This window comes from Glutamicibacter sp. V16R2B1 (assembly GCF_005774635.1).
In the GTDB taxonomy this organism is placed as follows: Bacteria; Actinomycetota; Actinomycetes; order Actinomycetales; family Micrococcaceae; genus Glutamicibacter; species Glutamicibacter creatinolyticus.
Window position 1 is genome coordinate 42,033 of the sequence record NZ_VATX01000006.1, and the last position, 18,422, is coordinate 60,454.

The window sequence follows — 18,422 nt, forward strand, 5'->3', positions numbered from 1 at the left end:
CCCAGCAAAACCGGCGAGCAGCCGGGCACCGGCCGGCCGGCGTCCCCGCCCATGCCGGAGCCGACCGGCATGGACCTGGCCCAGCGCAAGGCCGAGGCGCTGATCGAGGCGCTGCCCTGGATCCAGCGCTTCGCCGGGACCACCATGGTCATCAAGTACGGCGGCAACGCCATGGTCAACGATGGCCTGCGCCGCGCGTTCGCCGAGGACATCGTGTTCCTGCGCCACGCCGGGATCAACCCGGTGGTGGTGCACGGCGGCGGCCCGCAGATCAACGCGATGCTGGACAAGCTGGGCATCGAATCCGAATTCCGCGGCGGACTGCGGGTGACCACCCCCCAGGCCATGGACGTGGTGCGCATGGTGCTCACCGGCCAGGTGCAGCGCGACCTGATCGGGCTGATCAACTCCCACGGGCCCTACGCGGTGGGCCTGTCCGGGGAGGACGGGGCCACCCTGCAGGCGGTGCGCGCCGGCACCACCGTGGACGGCATCGAGGTGGACCTGGGCCTGGTCGGTGAGGTCACCGCGGTGCGCACCGACCAGATCGACAACCTGCTGGCCGCGCAGATGATCCCGGTGCTCTCCACCGTCGCCCCGGAAGTGGGGGCCGACGGGGAGCCGACCGGGGCGGTGCTGAACGTGAACGCGGACACCGCCGCCGCGGCGCTGGCCGCCGCCCTGGGGGCCAGCAAGCTGGTGATCCTCACCGACGTTGAGGGCCTGTACGCGGCCTGGCCGGACAAGTCCTCGCTGATCTCCTCGCTGACCAACGATGAGCTGCGCCGGATGCTGCCGTCCCTGGTCTCCGGGATGATCCCGAAGATGCGCGCCTGCCTGGCCGCGGTGGACGCCGGGGTCTCCCGCGCCCACATCGTCGACGGGCGCCAACCCCATTCGATGTTGCTTGAAGTGTTCACCACCGCCGGGGTCGGAACCCAGGTGGTGCCCGGAAAGGACGAGAAATGACCTCCCACCCCCATCAACCCGACGCGCTGGCCGCCCTGGGCGCACTGACCTCCACCGCGCTGACCGAACGCTACTCCTCGGCCCTGCTGGGGGTGTTCGGCACCCCGCAGCGGGTGCTGGTGCGCGGCGCCGGCTGCCACGTCTGGGACGCCGACGGCCGCCAGTACCTGGACCTGCTGGGCGGGATCGCGGTCAACACGCTGGGCCACGCCCACCCGCTGCTGAACTCGGTGATCTCCTCCCAGCTGGCCACCCTGGGGCACATCTCCAACTTCTTCACCTCCCCGGCCCAGGTCGCGCTGGCCGAAAAGCTGCTGGAAATCTCCGGCGCCCCGGGCGGTTCGAAGGTGTTCTTCGCCAACTCCGGCACCGAGGCGAACGAGGCGGCCCTGAAACTGGCCCGGCGCAACGCCGGCACCGCCCAGGCGCCGCGCACCAAGGTGATCGCCCTGGAAAACGCGTTCCACGGCCGCAGCCTCGGCGCGCTGTCGCTGACCTGGAAGCAGGCGTACCGCGAACCGTTCGAACCGCTGCCGGGCAACGTGCAGTGGGTGCCGGCCGGGGACATCGAGGCGCTGCGCGCGGCGGTGGACGAAACCGTGCAGGCCGTGTTCATCGAGCCGATCCAGGGCGAGGCGGGGGTGCGCGAACTGGACCACGAGTACCTGCGCGCCGCCCGTGCCATCACCCACCAGGCCGGGGCGCTGCTGGTGTTCGACGAGGTGCAGTCCGGCATGGGCCGCACCGGCCAGTACTTCGCCTCCGCCCCGGTGCTGCCCGATGCGATGACCCTGGCCAAGGGGCTGGGCGGCGGGCTGCCGATCGGGGCGATGATCGCGTTCGGGCACAAGGCCGCGGACCTGCTGCGCCCGGGGGACCACGGCACCACGTTCGGCGGCAACCCGGTGGCCACCGCCGCGGCCCTGGCCACCATCCACGTGATCGACAAGGACGAGCTGCTGGGCCACGTGGCCGAAACCGGGGAATGGCTGCGCGCACAGCTGCAGGGCATCGGCGGGATCAGCGCCGTGCGCGGGCGCGGGCTGCTGCTGGCGTTCGACCTGGACAAGCCCATCGCCGCCGCGCTGGTGCCCGCCGCCCTGGACGCCGGGTTCATCATCAACACCACCGGGCCGGCCACCATCCGCCTGGCCCCGCCGCTGGTTATCACCCGCGACCAGCTGTCCACCTTCATCGCCAAGCTGCCGGCCCTGATCGGCCAGGCACTGCTGACCCACAAGGAGAACTAGCCCATGGCAACAACCCGCCACTTCCTGACCGACCTGGACCTCTCACCGGCCGAACAGCGCGAGGTGCTGGATTTGGCGCAGGCGATGAAGGCCGACCCCTACGGCTACACCCCGTACGCCGGCCCGCAAACCGTGGCGGTGTTCTTCGACAAGACCTCCACCCGCACCCGGGTCTCCTTCCACGCCGGCATCGCCGAACTGGGCGGCTCCCCGCTGATCATCAACTCCGCCGAATCCCAGCTGGGGCACAAGGAGTCCATCGCCGACTCGGCCAAGGTCCTGGAGCGCATGGTCTCCACCATCGTCTGGCGCACCTACGCCCAGGCCGGGCTTGAGCAGATGGCGCAGAACTGCGCGGTGCCGGTCATCAACGCCCTGTCCGACGACTACCACCCCTGCCAGCTGCTGGCCGACCTGCTCACCGTGCGCGAGCACAAGGGCGAGCTGGCCGGGCTGAGCCTGGCCTACCTGGGCGACGCGGCGAACAACATGGCCAACTCCTACCTGCTGGCCGGGGTCAACGCCGGCATGCACGTGCGCATCGCCGGGCCCGAGGGCTACCTGCCGGCCGAGCCGATCGTCGCCGCCGCCCGCCAGCGCGCGGAGGCCACCGGCGGCTCGGTCACCATCACCACCGACGCCGCCGCCGCCCTGGCCGGCGCCGACGTGGTCGCCACCGACACCTGGATCTCCATGGGCCAGGAGGATGAGAAGGAGGCGCGCCTGGGCCTGTTCCGCGATTATGCGCTGAGCACCGAGGCGATGGCCCACGCCAAGGACGACGCGATCGTGCTGCACTGCCTGCCGGCCTACCGCGGCTATGAGATCGCCGCGGAGGTCATCGACGGGCCGCAGTCCGTGGTGTTCGACGAGGCCGAGAACCGGGTCCACGCCCAAAAGGCCATTATGGCCTGGCTGCTGCACGCCTCCGGGCTGGCCGCCAGCGTGCGGGAAGCGAAGTAGCATGGCTGCCCAACCCAGCACCAAGACCGCCCGCCAGGCGCGCATCCGCACCTTCCTGGGCAACCACTCGGTCAAGTCCCAGGCCGAACTGCTCGCCCTGCTCAAGGACGACGGGCTGGAAGTCACCCAGGCCACCCTCTCCCGGGACCTGGTGGAAATCGGCGCCGTGCGCATCCGGGACACCTCCGGGCAGCTGATCTACGCGGTGCGCCAGGAAGGCGGGGACCGCTCCCCGCAATCCGCGCTCACCCAGGAGGTGCTCGACGCCCGGCTGTCCAAGATCTGCCAGGAGCAGCTGGTCACCGCGGAAGCCAGCGGCAACATCGTCGTGCTGCGCACCCCGCCGGGGGCCGCGAACCTGCTGGCACTGGCCATCGACCACTCGCAGATCCCCGCGATCCTGGGCTGCATCGCCGGCGATGACACCATCATGGTGATCACCCGTTCGCCCGATGGCGGCGCCGAGGTCGCCAGCCGCTTCCTGCAGCTGGCCGACACCAACTGATACAGGGACGGAGGACTCATGAATGAGTAGGCTATGCGATGTTCGTACCCGGGCGCGCTTGCAAGTGACCCTCGGATTTGCCCGTGGGGCAGGGGTGGAAGAGATAGGTCCAGATTGCCCAGATTCCGGGCAGAGGTTCCTGCCGCCTCGGTAAGTGGACTGCTGTTACTGAATAGAAGCCGCAGCCTGTATTCACCGCCAGCTTCTGCGCGCGTCAGTGTCGGGCGCTGGTCAGCCTTGGGCGGGATTAGTCCGGAAACGCCGGTAACTGTAGATTATCAATGCCAGCGCTATCAGGCCTGAAGCTATCAATGTTGAGCCAGGGCCCCACCCGCCAGGCAACCACCAGGTTTCGGGCCATTTCCACCAACTCGGAGCGGGCGGCCTGACACCCCAGACAATACCGATGGCGCATAGGATGACTGCTCCAAGAACGCTGCTGATGATGCGTCCGGAGGCCTGGACACTGCGGGCGGCGAGGTCGAGCGCCTTTTTCCTGATTGGAATCAAAAGGCGCTTGGCCCATGCATAGCGCAGCGAAAGTACGATGAGGCCGACAGCAAGAGTGAGTAGCCCTGGGCCAGGCAACACTAGTGCCGCCAGACCGAGGACGATCAGGAGCCACCCGAGTACTTCGATCCCCACTCTTCGTATCCAAGGGGGGAAAGAGGAGGTGCGTGACATGAAAATTCTTCTCTCGAAGGGGAAATATAGAACCTAGGATATGACCTCGGGATCTGGCTGTCTCCCTTGACGTGTTTACACCCAGGCATCATGCTGGCGGTACAGGTTACCCAACTGTCAGCTGAAGGACACGGATCGAGGAAAATCATGTCACACCCTTCCCACACACCGGACGAACGGCCTCGTTCAGACATCCCTCCCGGGCCAGGCGCGAGTAATGTCGATCAACCCACCGGGTCAGCTGCTACGACTCCCCACCGGAGAATGAAGGACGAAATCCCAGTTGACAAAGACCGCGGAACGCCATCCAAATCTAGCGTCACTCGGATAGGAATGATTTGGGTGGCAACCGTTGTTGGATTGATACTGCTGGTTCTATTGATCGTTTTCATCGCTCAGAACCAAGACCAGGTCACCTTGCATTACTTCGGATTCACCGGGCAAGTTAATCTTGGATTGGCGCTTTTCATTGCATCCGTCGCCGGCGGCCTAGTAACCGCTGTCGCCGCTGCATCCCGGATTGTGCAATTACGGGCCAAATCTAACAAGCAACGGAAGGCACGTACCCGGCAGTAGTGTGTGTAACGAAGTCCCCGGCATCTTGCCGCCCCGTTCCTGACGCGATTAGCTGATGACGCGCAGAGAGTTTGGTACTGAATCGACAACGACCTTTGAGCCGAAGGAAATCTGCATTAATTCCCCATCGGCTTGCACAGGGGTGGTTTGCTGGAGCCAAAACGCATAGCTGCTGACACTTGGTTGTTCTCCTAGCCCGATGGTGACGGCTCGCAACGTCATTAACACGATTCGCCACTTACTGGCGTGGGGTAACATGACAACTTCGAACTTGCCATCGACTAGACCAGAAGACTCACTGATTTTTCCGTACTTGGCCATGCCTGAAATGTTAGCCAGCACAAGGCTGTCCATAGTAGCCCGGGCGCCGTCTGACCTGACTATTGTAAATGGCCGCAAACCGCGAATGGTGCGGGCTACGGAAATAAGCTCGTGCAGGGCCCCTTTGCGCCCTGCTTCAATGCCGATGGCCATTAACGGGGTTAAACCGAATCCGATATAGGAGTGCGCTAAGCGCGACCAATCCTCTGATCCATTGCTGACGGTGAGCCGGAGCAGATCAATATTCTTGATAGGGGCGTGCAGAATCGCTTCTACTAGCGGCCTACTGTTCGTGTTCCGGTGGTGATCATTGGCATTGCCACCGGGCATTACAGCGCAAACAGCATTGCTGGTGGGGATATCCAAGACGCCATTGACTACCTCGTTAAATCCTCCATCGCCGCTGATGGAGACGAGCAACGGGTCCCCGAATTGCGCTTCCTCGCGTGCTATTTTCCTGGCATGGCCCGCGTATTGGGTGGGACGATCGAGCACGGGTACTGCCGGAAGGCGTTTCGACAAAGTCTCGTGCAGTTCTTGAGCAAGATACATCGGGATTTTGGCTGGGCTCGGGTTGTAGATGAGGACGATACGGTCGAACCGTGAACGATACTTATCAACCATTACTAAAGCATAAGCAAACATGGCTGGGGCATTGCCCTGCGGAGCAAGATCATCGCAAACCTCCAGGTTCAGACGCGGGCGCTGCCTGACCGTGACGAAGATCGACTCAGTCGGATTTGTCGTGGGTAGGTGAACTCGGTGCTCGAGGGGGAAGTTGCAGAACTCCCGCAGCACGTCGAGAGCATGCATGCTCGTCGCCGCAGCTTTGTGCCACGCGGCGTCGTATTCGACAGCGAATGCCTTGGCTACACCGGTGGTATCGCTCGTGTCCTTGGCATTCCGATTCGCAGCCAAGGCTGATTTTTGGCCCGGTTGCGCCGAGTTTGGCAAGTAGTTGAGGTCATTCGCTGCGTTGCGAAACAAGTTTCACGGCCCAGCAGCGTCAGGTAAGACCTCACGCGTCAGTGCCCAGAACCCCGAGGCGCTGCCGCCCACGGCCAACACTCGGCAGGTTGTAGCACGGTGCTTGCAGGAGCGGAGTAGATCCACCCACGACCCGGTGGACTCGCGGTGGCCATCGTCGGGAGCAATCATTTCCTTCGTGCAGTAGGGGCGGACCCTTTCATAACGGGCAAGCACACCTTCTCCTGCTTAAGGCAAACCTTGCGGTGGATTCCGTCGTCCACATGAATTACGTAGGCGGTGTTGGCAGGTGAGCCTTGGTTGAAGCCTGTGGTTTCACTTTGCCATACATTCGGGTGATCGTGGTCGGGGATAACCCGGCCGTGGAGCCGAGGAACTGCGCTGCCGGCGCGAAGTTATCCGAGGACAGGCCGGGGAGGTAAAGCAGCGGCAGTTCTTCGGACACCTGCGGGGACTTTCTGGCCCACGCTGGCAGGATCGCTGAGACGAACCGGCGAGGTTTTCCCGTGGTGTCGTCCGTGCGTTTGTCGACACTCCGTGGCTGGTGCACTGAGACGGCGCCGGCGACGGTAGTGACTTGAAGCGGTTCGTGATGGTGGATGCGGACCACGAACTGGCGACCGTACTGGCCTACCTCGCCACTATGGGCGTCGCCGTAGGCGTAGCATTCCAGCTGCAAACTGACGCCCAGAATCTGCTGGGCGCCGACGCGGACGGCAACGGCCAGCAACGACTCGCCGGCGGTGTTCTCGTCTACTATTTTGGTATCGTGAACTACCTTTAGCATGGGTCTACCTTCCCGAACCAGCGCTCTTTCAACGCCGGCCCTGTGCCCAGGCTATCTTCGTGCTTCAGATCGTTCCTGGGAAGGTACGACACCTGCATATCGCCCCACCGAAGACCATCCATAGGTTCTGATCATCGGTCGTTCACCCGCAGGAGACTGCCCCGTGAGCTACCGATTGATTAAGAACATGCCGTCTTGCCGTGAGCCTACTATCGTTTCGTCAGACCTGGGCGTCGAAGAAGTACCTAACTACCGTGGCGCTTATTGTCCTTCAGACATCCGGGACGGTATGGAGTGATCGTCAATCTGAATCGTCCCTGAAGGGCAAAGGTACTCTGCGCGACGAGCGGCCAGGGCATCGGCACCATGCGGCTGATCTTGGAGGAGCTCAACAAATCCACCGTTTTCTGTGGGGTTTTGGAAGACACCAGGTGCTACAAGACCACAGTTGCCTGAAGCGACGCACATAGCAGAATGAATTCTGACTTTCATTTGATTGGGTCCTTTCGGAAGAAGCAGAAGTCAACCACGGAACCGCTGTACCAGTGGACAGACATAGGGATCGCGGTTCTTCAAACCGACTTGGTTGAGATACGCCACCACGGTTGTGCCGGCATTGGTCAGGGTGCGCTCGGTATACGGGATATCTAATTGCGAACAATATTCTCGGACCATCTTTTGCACCTGCGGGAGATTCGGCCGGGGAACTATAGGAAAGAGGTGATGTTCGATTTGATACTGCAGGCCGCCCATTAAGAATCTCACTAAGGGGCCGTCGGTGATGTTTCGAGACATGGCGACTTGACGTCGCAAAAAATCAAGGTTTATGTCCGCCGGCACTATCGGCATTCCGATATGGTTAAGGGCAAACGCCCCGCCGAGATTGATCCCAAATACAGCTACTTGAACGCCAAGAAAAGCCACAGCTTTGCCAGGGGATAGAACCGCGAAAACGAGGACGAGGAGCCCCACATGGCGGATGGTGATCATGCTCAGTTCTGTGAAGCGGTGCCGCACGCCTGGGACGCTGAGAAGCATCCTCACCGACGATACGTGAAGATTTAGTCCTTCCAGTGAAAGCAAGGGGATAAAAAACCATCCTTGGTATCGGGAGGTTTTTGCGGCAAGGCCATTCCGCTGGGCCATTGCATCCGGAGTGAGGGCCAGCACGTTAGACTTCACATCGGGGTCTGCTTCTTCTTTGTTCGGATTAGCATGGTGGGAATTATGTTTGGCCATCCACCAGCTGTAGCTGAGACCTAGAAGAAGCGCAGATATGAGGCGGGAAGCCCATTCGTTCCACGCGCGTGAAGCGAATATTTCCCTATGGGCTGCTTCATGCGACAAGAATCCGAATTGGACAGCCGCGATTCCAAGGAGGGCCGCTATAATCAGCTGGAACCATGAGTCGCCGAGGACGAAAACGCCCGCGAGCAGCAGGACCAGAGTCGTTAGCCAACCTATGAGCATTGCCCAATAAAATCTGTATCGGCGACGCACCAACCCTGCTTCATGTACGGCCGCACTCAAATCCCGGTAGGCCTCATTAAATTGTTCAGCCTTCATGCCCACTCCTCGCCCGTGCTCCGACATGTCGTCCTCAACCCGATGACTTGCTGGCCTATCCGCACGGTCTGATCTTCATATAGCGATCTTAAGAAGCCAGTTTTCATTCCTGTAGGTTTCACAGAAGAATCTAAGGGTGGAAGCACTCAAGCTTTCGAACACGCCTGTGGTTGACCAGTACCGACGGTTGGCTCATGTTTTGTTGCGGACAGCGCTGCCCGTGACTGGCAGGAGGACACATGAAGCTTTGGGCGGTTCCTTCTGGAATAGGCTGCGTTGGCGTATCACCTGTTAGGTTGCGCGTCGCCGACAGGTGGCCATCTCGCGTCGATTATTTGGGCCAGGTCTGGGCGGGCCGCCCAGGAGGCTGAGAACTTCCGATTCCCTGACAACTATTCACTCTTGAGATTAGTTGGCGTCTTCAGCCAGCGGCAGGAACACTTGGTACCCCTTGAACCCGCTATGGGAACCGATCTGCGGCGCCCCGCACGCGAGCAGGGCCGGGGTTAATATGTGCACAGGTGTTCTATAGCCCGACCCGTCAGGAGCGCTGAAACGCGTACTCTCGGGTTTATCCGTGGGTGGTGATTCCGGCCTCTCGTATGGCCGCGCCGCTTCCAGCCGATGCATGTACTAACCGATCAGAAGACTGCAGGACCAGAAGAATTTCCGGTCGGTTTTGCCGGTTTGGGTTGCAGCCATTTTCCTAAACAGGGAAATTCCACGGTCAGTGCTCAGACGCTGCCTGATAGCAAGGCGCAGAGTAGGAGTTTCAAGCAGTTGGCTTCAGCCACGAAGACGACAGCAACGACGCTTTCCAGACAGAAAGTTCCCGGTATGGTTGTGACTGCATCACCACGGGCGCCAGCGACGCCCGTGGTCGGCGGGTTACCCCAAGGGGAGCTGTTCTACGTGTCTTGGGGTACCTACGCCTACGTTAAACGTTTTTATGCAGCCAGCTCCTCGACAGACTCCATACCAAAAGCATTCTCGAATGCCTTCTGCACCTGATCCGTGTGGGAAACCAGAATGATTCGGTGAATGGAAGTAACGTGCTTGTTGGTCTCAACCCAGTCGCCGATGGCCTTGGCAGCAATTTCGGCGACCTGCTGTGCTGGCCAGCCAAAGGCTCCCGCGCCGATGGCGGGAAATGCGACGGAATGAGCATCATGCCGAGTAGCCACGTACAGCGAGTTGGTGAAGCAATCCGAGAGGATCTTCGGGTTCGCCTTGCCTAGATTCAGGTTGGGCGCTGCTGTGTGAATGACCCACCGCGCATCCAGCTTTCCTGCCTTGGTCGCAACAGCAATGCCTGAAGGGATGCCATCGGGGTACTGGTTCTTGCGCACTGCCCGGCACGCGGCCAAGAGTTCAGGGCCAGCGGCCTCGTGGATGGCACCATCAACACCGCCGCCGCCGAGCAGTGACGGGTTGGCGGCGTTCACCACTGCCTCAGCCCCGACTCGCGTGATATCCCCGCGTACGAGTTGGATTTCCATGGGTCGAACCTCCAAGAATCTCCGTATTCCTCTATGTGTAAGATCACCTTACGCGGCGGCCATGGGCAGTGGAAGGGTTTTGCAGGTAACTGCAGGCAAAAGTATGCCCCCACCACAGTAAATCTGTGTCGGGGGCGAGCTTTCGGGAAGCCTGGCAGGGCGCAGGAGGGTCTATAGGTACTCTTCGATGATGGCGCGGAACCGTGGAAGATCGAACATCTCGGTCACCGCCAAGGCGTTCTGTGGCCCGAGCTTCGGGTCAGCACCGGCCTCCAACAGCATCCGGGTGGACTCCTCGTCCTGCTTGAAGACCGCGCAGGTAAGCGCACTTTGCCCGCGTGCGTTGAGCTGGTCCAGCTCCGCACCGCGCTCAATCAGTGCCTTCACGACTTCGGGCTGCGAATTGTAGGCGGCCAAGATCAGCAGAGAGTCGCCCTTGCCGTCGGTCAGATTTGCCGGAATCCCCTGGTCAATTACTGAGCTGAGCATCTGAACCTTGCCCTGGCGGGCCATGTCCAGAACCTTGTTCAGGAATTCTATTTGCTCGTCGGAGAGTTCCGGCTGTCGTGGGGTATCAGTCATGGTTTTAGTCTAACGAGCCACGGCACACGCGACGAGGATGTGTCGGAGGGCCTTTGACACTGGATCCCAATAGCCTGGGACGGGCTGTGTTGAATATTTATGAGCCTCGATGCATAAACTTTGTTAGAGTGTTTACCAATGAATATAAAGCTTGCGGTCCACCACGTGGTGTCTGCTGAAAGGAACTAGGCATGAGCTCTTCAACCAACGAAGGTTCGCTATGGGGCGGCCGCTTCTCCGGTGGCCCAGCACAAGCCATGGCGGCACTGAGCAAGTCCACGCACTTCGACTGGCGACTGGCCAGCTACGATATCGCCGGTTCACGCGCCCACGCCAAGGTCCTGCATCGTTCAAACCTGCTCACCGACGACGAACTTTCCGGGATGCTGGCTGCACTGGACCAGCTGGAGGAGGACGTCAAGACCGAGCGCTACGTGGCCGCCGAGTCCGATGAAGACGTCCACGGTTCGCTGGAGCGCGGCCTGCTCGAGCGGGCGGGCGCCGGACTGGGCGGGAAGCTGCGCGCCGGCCGTTCCCGCAACGACCAGATCGCCACCCTGGGTCGGATGTTCCTGCGCGATCATGCGCGCATCATCGCCAAGGGCCTGATCGAGACGATGGACGCGCTCGTCGCCCAAGCCAAGGCCCACCCCTACGCGCCCATGCCGGGGCGCACCCACCTGCAGCACGCCCAGCCGATCCTGCTCTCGCATCTGCTGCTGGCCTACGCCTGGCCGATGCTGCGCGACGTGCAGCGGTTTGTGGACTGGGACAAGCGCGCCGCGGTTTCACCGTATGGCTCCGGTGCCCTGGCCGGCCAGACCCTGGGGCTGGATCCGAACTTCGTCGCCGCCGAACTCGGCTTTGATTCGGCCGTGCACAACTCGATCGACGGAACCGCGGCACGTGACGTCTTCGCCGAGTTCGCCTGGATTACGGCCATGATCGGCGTGGATCTTTCGCGCATCAGCGAGGAAGTGATCTTGTGGGCCACCAAGGAGTTCTCGTTCGTGACCCTGCACGATGCGTTCTCCACCGGCTCCTCGATCATGCCGCAGAAGAAGAACCCGGACATCGCCGAGCTGGCCCGCGGCAAGGCCGGGCGCCTGATCGGGGACCTGACCGGGCTGCTGGCCACCCTGAAGGCCCTGCCATTGGCGTACAACCGTGACCTGCAGGAGGACAAGGAGCCGGTGTTCGATGCCGCCGACACCCTGGAGCTGCTGCTGCCCGCGGTGGCCGGGATGATCGCCACCTTGAGCTTCAACACCGAGCGGATGGCCGAACTGGCCCCGCAGGGGTTCGCGCTGGCCACCGACATCGCCGAATGGTTGGTGCGCCAGGGCGTGCCGTTCCGCGACGCCCATGAGCTATCCGGGGCGGCAGTGAAGCTGGCCGAGTCGCGCGGCGTGGAGCTGTGGGATCTGAGCGATGAGGACTATGCCTCGATCTCCGAGCACCTGACTCCGGCGGTGCGTGAGGTGCTCTCCACCGCGGGTTCGCTGAACGCGCGCAACGGACAGGGCGGGACCGCTCCGAGCGCCGTGCAGGCCCAACTGGAGGAGTTCGAACGCCAGTTGCAGGACGTGCGCACCTGGGCCGGGAGCTGATCGCGCACCTGCCGCATCCCGCAGTGCTTTGAGCACAGCCCGCCGCGCCCCTCCACGGGTGCCGGCGGGCTGTGGTCCTTGTGGCCTCGCAGGTGGTGCTGGTGGTTTTCCCGGTGCAGCCGATACAGTGTGGAGCATGACACAGCATTTGTCGCCCGAGGAACTGATCACTGAGGTCACCCGGGCATTGGATGAGCTCCAAGCCCAGTTGCGCGCACTTCCCGATGAGGATTTCGCCAAGCCCAGTTCGCTGCCGGACTGGACGGTGTCCCAGCTGGTCGCGCACTTGCATTCCTTCGCCCGCGCCGCGATCCGCCAGTTCGCGAACGCCGGCAGTGCCAACCCGCCGGAGATGTACGACGGGGGCATGGCCGGGCGCGTGGAGGCGATCAACATGGCCGCGCTGATGCGCCCGGACTCGCTGCGCCCGCTGGCCCTGGATTCGCTCGACGAGCTGCGCGCCGTGCTGCCCGGCACCGTGCAGAAGTGGGAGGAAAACGTCGGGTACCGCCCCGGGGCGACGGTGGCCGACATGATGCACGCCACCTGGCGGGAAATGCTGATCCACGCAACCGACCTGAACGAGTTCAAGCGTCCGGCCGCCAGTTGGCCGCGCAGCTTTAGTGAGCACCTGATCCGTGCGCTGCAGCCGCGCGTGGCCGAGACCGACCGGATCGTGCTGCAGCCCCACGGCAAGGAGCCGATCGTGCTGGGGGAGGGGGCGCACTCCTACGTGCTGACCGGAACCGACTTCGACCTGGCCGCCTGGCTGGCCGGACGACCGCCGCAGGGCGTGGTGCAGGCCTCCTCCGACGCCGAGCTCTCCGACTTCCCGACGCTGCTGCCCTGGCCCTCGGGACAGCTGCTGCCACGCTGAGACCGGCTGATTCACGTTGATCGGCGCTGATTCACGGCCTCACCGAACCACCTCCCGCCCCGTGTTTTCCGCCCCTGCAGGGGCCGGAAACGCGGGCGTTGTGCTGCACCGGTACCCGCCCCGGGCGGGCGGGGTGCCGCGGGAACTGCCGGGACGGCCTAAAATTGACGGGTGACGAATAACGAAAGCATCAGTGACCTGTTGGACCGCCTCTGCGCGATCGTGCCCGATTACCCGCAACCGGGGGTGTCCTTCAAGGACCTGACCCCGGTGTTCGCTGACCCGCATGGGCTGCGCCGGATCGTCGACGAGTTGACCTCCCGCTTCGCCGGGCAGTTCGACATCGTCGCTGGGCTGGAGGCCCGCGGGTTCGTGCTGGCCGCGGCCGCCGCCTACGCCACCGGCACCGGCATGCTCACCATCCGCAAGGCCGGCAAGCTGCCCCGGCCCACCTACCGCGACGACTACACCCTGGAGTACGGGTCGGGGTCCCTGGAGATCCACCGCGACGAAGTCCGCCCCGGCACCCGCGTGCTGATCCTGGACGACGTGCTGGCCACCGGCGGCACCGTGGGTTCCGCGGCCCGGCTGATCGAACGCACCGGTGCGACGGTGGCCGGGATCGGCGTGGTGCTGGAACTGGACGAGCTGAAGGGCCGCCAGCAGCTGACCGGATACAACGTGCACAGCCTGCAGCTGGTCTGATCCGCGCGCCCGAATCCGCCGCCGGTGAACGTGTCGCCGGTTGCGTCACATCATTGCCCGTTGCCGGGGTGCGGCGGCGTAGAATGGTCTGTCTTGATTTTGCAGTGTGAGGGGAGCACCAGTGGCCGGGACGATCGATAAGGATCTGATCGACGAATCGCAGTACGTGGCACGGCTGTATGCGCGGCTCGATGAGCTGCGGGCGGAGAAGATCGAACAGCTGGAGCGCACCCGGGCCACCGGGGCGGTGGGCAGCTTCCAGAACCAGTCCGAACGCGACTCCTTCGCCACCCTCTACGAGGACCGGATCGCCCAGCTGGAGGCCGTGGAGGACCGGCTGGTCTTTGGCCGGCTGGACATGGACGGGCGGATCGCCGCGGACCCCGAATCGGCCGGCAGCCCGCGCTACATCGGACGCATCGGCATCACCGACGAGGACCTGAACCGGCTGATGGTGGACTGGCGGGCCGCGGAGGCCGCCCCGTTCTACCAGGCCACCGCGCTGCAGCCGCTGGGGGTGCGCCGCCGCCGCCACCTGATCCTCAAGGGCCGCACCGTGGCCGGGGTGGAGGATGACGTGCTGGACCCGTCCTGGCTGGACGAGGGGCATTCGCACCGCGGCGAGGGGGCGCTGATGGCGGCGCTGCGCGAGAAGCGCACCGGGCGGATGGGTGACATCGTGGGCACCATCCAGGCCGAGCAGGATGCGATCATCCGCTCCGAGCTGGCCGGGGCGATCGTGGTGCAGGGGGGCCCGGGCACCGGCAAGACCGCTGTGGCGCTGCACCGCGCCGCCTACCTGCTCTACGAGTACCGGGAGCGGCTGAAGAACGCCGGGGTGCTGATCGTGGGCCCCTCCACCTCCTTCATGCGCTACATCGAACGCGTGCTGCCCTCCCTGGGGGAGACCGGCGTGGTGATGGCCAGCGTCGGGGAACTGTACGCCGGGGTGCCCACGGTGCCGGAGCTGAACCGCACCACCGCCCGGGTCAAGGGCGAGCTGTCGATGGCCAGGGTGATCGCCCAGGCGGTGCGCAACCGCCAGCGGCTGCTGCCCGAGGACCGCACCGTGGTGGTCGAGGGCACCCGGCTGACCCTGACCCGCAAGATGGTGCGCAACGCCCGGGACCGGGCCCGGCATTCGCGCCGGCCGCACAACCAGGCCCGCGAGACCTTTGTGAAGGTCCTCGTCGAGGAGCTGGCCGAACAGATGAAGCGGGTGCTGGAGGAGTCGGCCGGGCAGATCAGCGCGGCGGACCGCAGCTACCTGCCGCAGGAGGTGCGCGACTCGCACGACGTGCGCGTGGCGCTGAACCTGTGCTGGATGCCGATGACCCCGCAGCGCCTGCTCTCCGAGCTGTTCGCCAAGCCCTACCTGTTGGAGGCCGCCGCCCCGCACCTGGATGCCGCCGAGCGCGCCGCGCTCTACCGTCCGGCCGGTTCGCCGTTCACCGAGGCCGACGTGCCGCTGCTGGATGAGGCCGCGGAACTGCTCGGGGAGTTCACCGACCCGCGCGACACCCCCGACGCCGCCCAGTTCGACCGGGACGTGGAGAACGCGAAGGCCGCCTTGGCGAACATGGACGTGATGCTCAAGAACGCGGGGATCGACGGGATTGTCACCGCCGAACAGGTTGCCGGGCTGAACCAGGAGACCGGGGCGCGGATGACCGCCGCCGAACGCGCGGTCGCGGACCGCACCTGGGCGTACGGGCACATCGTGGTCGACGAGGCCCAGGAGCTCTCCCCGATGCAGTGGCGCCTGCTGATGCGCCGCTGCCCGATGAAGTCCTTCACGATCGTGGGGGACATCGCCCAGACCTCGGCGGCCTCCGGCGCGCTGAGCTGGGGGGAGGCGCTGGAGCCGTTCTTGGGGCAGCGCTTCCGGCTGGAGGAGCTGACGGTGAACTACCGCACCCCGGCGCAGATCGCGGACGCGGCCACCGCCGTCGCCCAGGCTGCCGGGCTGCGCATCACCACCCCGCAGGCGGTGCGCGAGGGGGACTGGCCACCGCTGTTCACCCACACCAATGCCGAAAACCTGCTGCCGCAGCTGCTGCGCATCCTGCCAGGGGAGCTGGAGTACTCCCAGGGCGGGCTGCAGGCGGTCATCGTCCCGCAGGAGAAGGTCGCCCAGTACCGTGCGGCGCTGGCCGAGGTGTACGGCCAGCGGGTCGGCTCCGGTTCCGGGGGCATGGTGCAGAACATCGTGGTGATTTCCGCCCGTGAATCCAAGGGCCTGGAGTTCGACGGGGTGCTGATCGTGGAACCGGCCGCGCTGATCAGCGAGGTCGACGGCGGGGTGGGGGACCTGTATGTGGCCATGACCCGCACCACCCAGCGCCTGCACGTGCTCTACAGCCAGGAGTTGCCCGCCGGGCTGGACACCGCCGCCGCCGCGGCCGTGAACTGACCCGCGCTTCGGCATGGGGATGCGCAGCGGGAGCACGTTGCGCATCCCACGTCCGGGTTCCGGCGCAATCTGGGCGGATCAACTGAGCACCACGCCCGGATTTTGCTAACGTTGGGGTTGTGTCTGAAATGAAGCAGAATCCCGCCCTCGCGGGACAACGTATTGATCCGTCGTTCGATAACATCTGGCAGGAACTGAAGTGGCGCGGGCTGGTCCACGTCTCCACCGATGACGCCGCGCTGGAAGAAGCGCTTGCCAACGAGACGGTCACATACTATTGCGGCTTCGACCCGACCGCGGCGTCCCTGCACCTGGGCCACCTGGTGCAGCTGCTGAACATGCGCCGCCTGCAGCTGGCCGGCCACAAGCCGCTGGCGCTGGTGGGCGGTTCAACCGGGTTGATCGGCGATCCCCGCCAGAGCGCCGAACGCGTACTGAACACCCGGGAGACCGTGGCCGAATGGGTTGCCAGCCTGCAGTCCCAGGTCTCGCGCTACCTCTCCTTCGAGGGGGAGAACGCGGTGCGACTGGTCAACAACCTGGACTGGACGCAGAACGTCAGCGCCCTGGACTTCCTGCGCGACATCGGCAAGTACTTCCGGGTGGGCACCATGATCAAGAAGGAAATCGTCGCCGCCCGCCTGAACTCCGATGAGGGCATCAGCTACACCGAGTTCAGCTACCAGGTCCTGCAGGGCTTCGACTTCCTGGAGCTGCACCGCCAGTACGGCTGCACCCTGCAGACCGGCGGCTCGGACCAGTGGGGCAACCTGACCAGTGGCACCGAGCTGATCCGCAAGGTCGAGGGCAAGCACGTCCACGCCTTCGGCACCCCGCTGATCACCAACTCCGACGGCACGAAGTTCGGCAAGTCCGAGGGCAATGCCATCTGGTTGGATCCGGAAATGTGCAGCCCGTACACCTTCTACCAGTTCTGGCTGAACACCGCGGACGCCGATGTGATCGACCGGCTGAAGGTCTTCACCTTCCTCACGCGTGCCGAGATTGAGGAAATGGCGACCGAGGTGGCCGAGCGCCCGCACCAGCGCAAGGCACAGCGCACCCTGGCCTGGCTGGTCACCAGCCTGGTCCACGGGGAGGACGCGACCGAGAAGGTCATCGACGCCTCGGCCGCGGTCTTCGGCAACGGCGAATTGGGCGAGATCGATCTGCCGACGCTGCAGGCGGTCATCGCCGAGCTGCCCTCGGCCAAGATCAAGGCCGATGAGCTGGGCATCCTCAACGTGCTGCAGACCAGCGGGCTGAGCAAGAGCCAGTCCGAGGCCCGCCGCACCGTTGGGGAAGGCGGCGCCTACGTGAACAACCACAAGGTCCAGGGGATCGACTCGGAACTTAGCGTTGATGACTTCCTGCACCAGCGCTACGCGATCATCCGCCGAGGCAAGAAGAACATGGCAGTCCTGGAGCTGGAGGGCTAACCACCCGCCCCGCAGGAGCATTTCAGGGAAACCGTCGAGAAAGTCTGTGAAGCACAGCACTTTTTCGGCGGTTTTCTGCGTCTACGCCCCCAGAGCGCCTGATTTTCCCCGGTATTCCGGGGTTTTTGTTGTACAAGCCCTCGATTTGCGTGGGTGGTGGAACCTGCGTATAGTTTTTATCTGTTGCCAGCGGGAAACACACACCGGAAACGGGATGTTTACCTGGCAGCGAGAATCCCTTCCTTTGCAGGTCACCGGATGTTCGGGTCATTTTGACTCGGGCCGGGGATGTGGTAAGGTTGGAAAGTTGCTCCGGAGCGAAGCGGCCAGCCAGATGATGGTGGTTCGTGGTGTCGGAAGCGCTTGTTGTTTGAGAACTCAATAGTGTGCCAAGTTTGTTGATACCAAATTATTTTTGTTTGGTGAATACGAAACATTTATTTGCTTGATCGCCCGCACCCCCGTGTGTGGTGGTTGAGTGTTTTTTATTCGCCGGGATTGCATCATTGACTGCCGTGTGGTGGTTGGTGGTGTGCTTTTCTTGTTTTTTATGGAGAGTTTGATCCTGGCTCAGGATGAACGCTGGCGGCGTGCTTAACACATGCAAGTCGAACGATGATGCTGGTGCTTGCACTGGTGGATTAGTGGCGAACGGGTGAGTAACACGTGAGTAACCTGCCCCTGACTTC

16 protein-coding genes and 1 rRNA gene are annotated in these 18,422 nt (G+C 63.6%); 11 read left to right on the forward strand and 6 right to left on the reverse strand.

Annotated elements, in window-relative coordinates; translation table 11 throughout:
* Positions 1-51 precede the first annotated feature (51 nt).
* The 4 genes from argB to FDN03_RS04085 are packed head-to-tail and all read left to right on the forward strand — an operon-like array spanning position 52 to position 3,687.
* Positions 52-969, forward strand: coding sequence for an acetylglutamate kinase (argB, locus tag FDN03_RS04070; RefSeq protein WP_138174399.1), 918 nt, complete (start codon positions 52-54; stop codon positions 967-969).
* Positions 966-2,219: an acetylornithine transaminase gene (locus FDN03_RS04075; RefSeq protein WP_138174369.1), complete on the forward strand. Its 1,254-nt coding sequence runs from the start codon at positions 966-968 to the stop codon at positions 2,217-2,219. The genes argB and FDN03_RS04075 overlap by 4 nt, the downstream gene beginning before the upstream one ends.
* A 3-nt stretch (positions 2,220-2,222) precedes the next feature.
* Positions 2,223-3,182, forward strand: a complete 960-nt coding sequence (argF, locus tag FDN03_RS04080) for an ornithine carbamoyltransferase (RefSeq protein ID WP_138174371.1) — start codon at positions 2,223-2,225, stop codon at positions 3,180-3,182.
* A 1-nt stretch (position 3,183) separates the two neighbouring features.
* Positions 3,184-3,687, forward strand: coding sequence for an arginine repressor (locus FDN03_RS04085; protein ID WP_054821945.1), 504 nt, complete (start codon positions 3,184-3,186; stop codon positions 3,685-3,687).
* Positions 3,688-3,918: 231 nt separating this feature from the next.
* On the opposite strand, the gene FDN03_RS04090 is transcribed toward FDN03_RS04085, so the two are convergent.
* Positions 3,919-4,371 carry a PGPGW domain-containing protein gene (locus FDN03_RS04090; RefSeq protein ID WP_138174373.1) on the reverse strand — a complete coding sequence of 151 codons (453 nt, stop codon included), beginning with the start codon at positions 4,369-4,371 and terminating at the stop codon, positions 3,919-3,921.
* 333 nt (positions 4,372-4,704) lie between these two features.
* On the opposite strand from FDN03_RS04090, the gene FDN03_RS04095 reads away from it, so the two are divergent.
* Entirely contained in the window at positions 4,705-4,947 is a 243-nt protein-coding gene (locus FDN03_RS04095; protein WP_249354273.1) for a lipopolysaccharide assembly protein LapA domain-containing protein, read from the forward strand.
* A 48-nt stretch (positions 4,948-4,995) separates the two neighbouring features.
* Here the strand turns inward: FDN03_RS04095 and FDN03_RS04100 are convergent, their stop codons facing one another.
* The 5 genes from FDN03_RS04100 to FDN03_RS04125 form a co-directional block, all read right to left on the reverse strand.
* Positions 4,996-6,255 carry a diacylglycerol kinase family protein gene (locus FDN03_RS04100; protein WP_249354269.1) on the reverse strand — a complete coding sequence of 420 codons (1,260 nt, stop codon included), beginning with the start codon at positions 6,253-6,255 and terminating at the stop codon, positions 4,996-4,998.
* 268 nt (positions 6,256-6,523) lie between these two features.
* The gene (locus FDN03_RS04105) at positions 6,524-7,042 is read right to left on the reverse strand and encodes a hypothetical protein (RefSeq protein WP_138174377.1); all 519 of its coding nucleotides are present in this window, start codon (positions 7,040-7,042) and stop codon (positions 6,524-6,526) included.
* A 522-nt stretch (positions 7,043-7,564) separates the two neighbouring features.
* Positions 7,565-8,608 carry an acyl-CoA desaturase gene (locus FDN03_RS04115; protein ID WP_138174381.1) on the reverse strand — a complete coding sequence of 348 codons (1,044 nt, stop codon included), beginning with the start codon at positions 8,606-8,608 and terminating at the stop codon, positions 7,565-7,567.
* A gap of 947 nt (positions 8,609-9,555) precedes the next feature.
* Positions 9,556-10,107 (reverse strand): O-acetyl-ADP-ribose deacetylase, encoded by a 552-nt coding sequence (locus FDN03_RS04120; protein WP_138174383.1) that lies wholly within the window; start codon positions 10,105-10,107, stop codon positions 9,556-9,558.
* Positions 10,108-10,278: 171 nt separating this feature from the next.
* Complete coding sequence (locus tag FDN03_RS04125) at positions 10,279-10,689, reverse strand: ankyrin repeat domain-containing protein (protein ID WP_138174385.1); 411 nt, start codon at positions 10,687-10,689, stop codon at positions 10,279-10,281.
* Positions 10,690-10,880: 191 nt separating this feature from the next.
* On the opposite strand from FDN03_RS04125, the gene argH reads away from it, so the two are divergent.
* The 6 genes from argH to FDN03_RS04155 all read left to right on the forward strand — a co-directional run.
* On the forward strand, positions 10,881-12,299 hold the full coding sequence (gene argH / locus FDN03_RS04130; protein WP_138174387.1) for an argininosuccinate lyase: 1,419 nt from the start codon (positions 10,881-10,883) through the stop codon (positions 12,297-12,299).
* A gap of 136 nt (positions 12,300-12,435) precedes the next feature.
* The gene (locus FDN03_RS04135) at positions 12,436-13,176 is read left to right on the forward strand and encodes a maleylpyruvate isomerase family mycothiol-dependent enzyme (protein WP_138174389.1); all 741 of its coding nucleotides are present in this window, start codon (positions 12,436-12,438) and stop codon (positions 13,174-13,176) included.
* 171 nt (positions 13,177-13,347) lie between these two features.
* Positions 13,348-13,881, forward strand: a complete 534-nt coding sequence (locus FDN03_RS04140) for an adenine phosphoribosyltransferase (protein WP_249354271.1) — start codon at positions 13,348-13,350, stop codon at positions 13,879-13,881.
* A 121-nt stretch (positions 13,882-14,002) separates the two neighbouring features.
* Positions 14,003-16,294 carry an AAA family ATPase gene (locus tag FDN03_RS04145; protein WP_138174391.1) on the forward strand — a complete coding sequence of 764 codons (2,292 nt, stop codon included), beginning with the start codon at positions 14,003-14,005 and terminating at the stop codon, positions 16,292-16,294.
* 128 nt (positions 16,295-16,422) lie between these two features.
* Entirely contained in the window at positions 16,423-17,733 is a 1,311-nt protein-coding gene (gene tyrS / locus FDN03_RS04150) for a tyrosine--tRNA ligase (RefSeq protein ID WP_138174405.1), read from the forward strand.
* Between the two features lie 547 nt (positions 17,734-18,280).
* Positions 18,281-18,422 (forward strand): 16S ribosomal RNA (locus FDN03_RS04155); the annotation flags it as partial.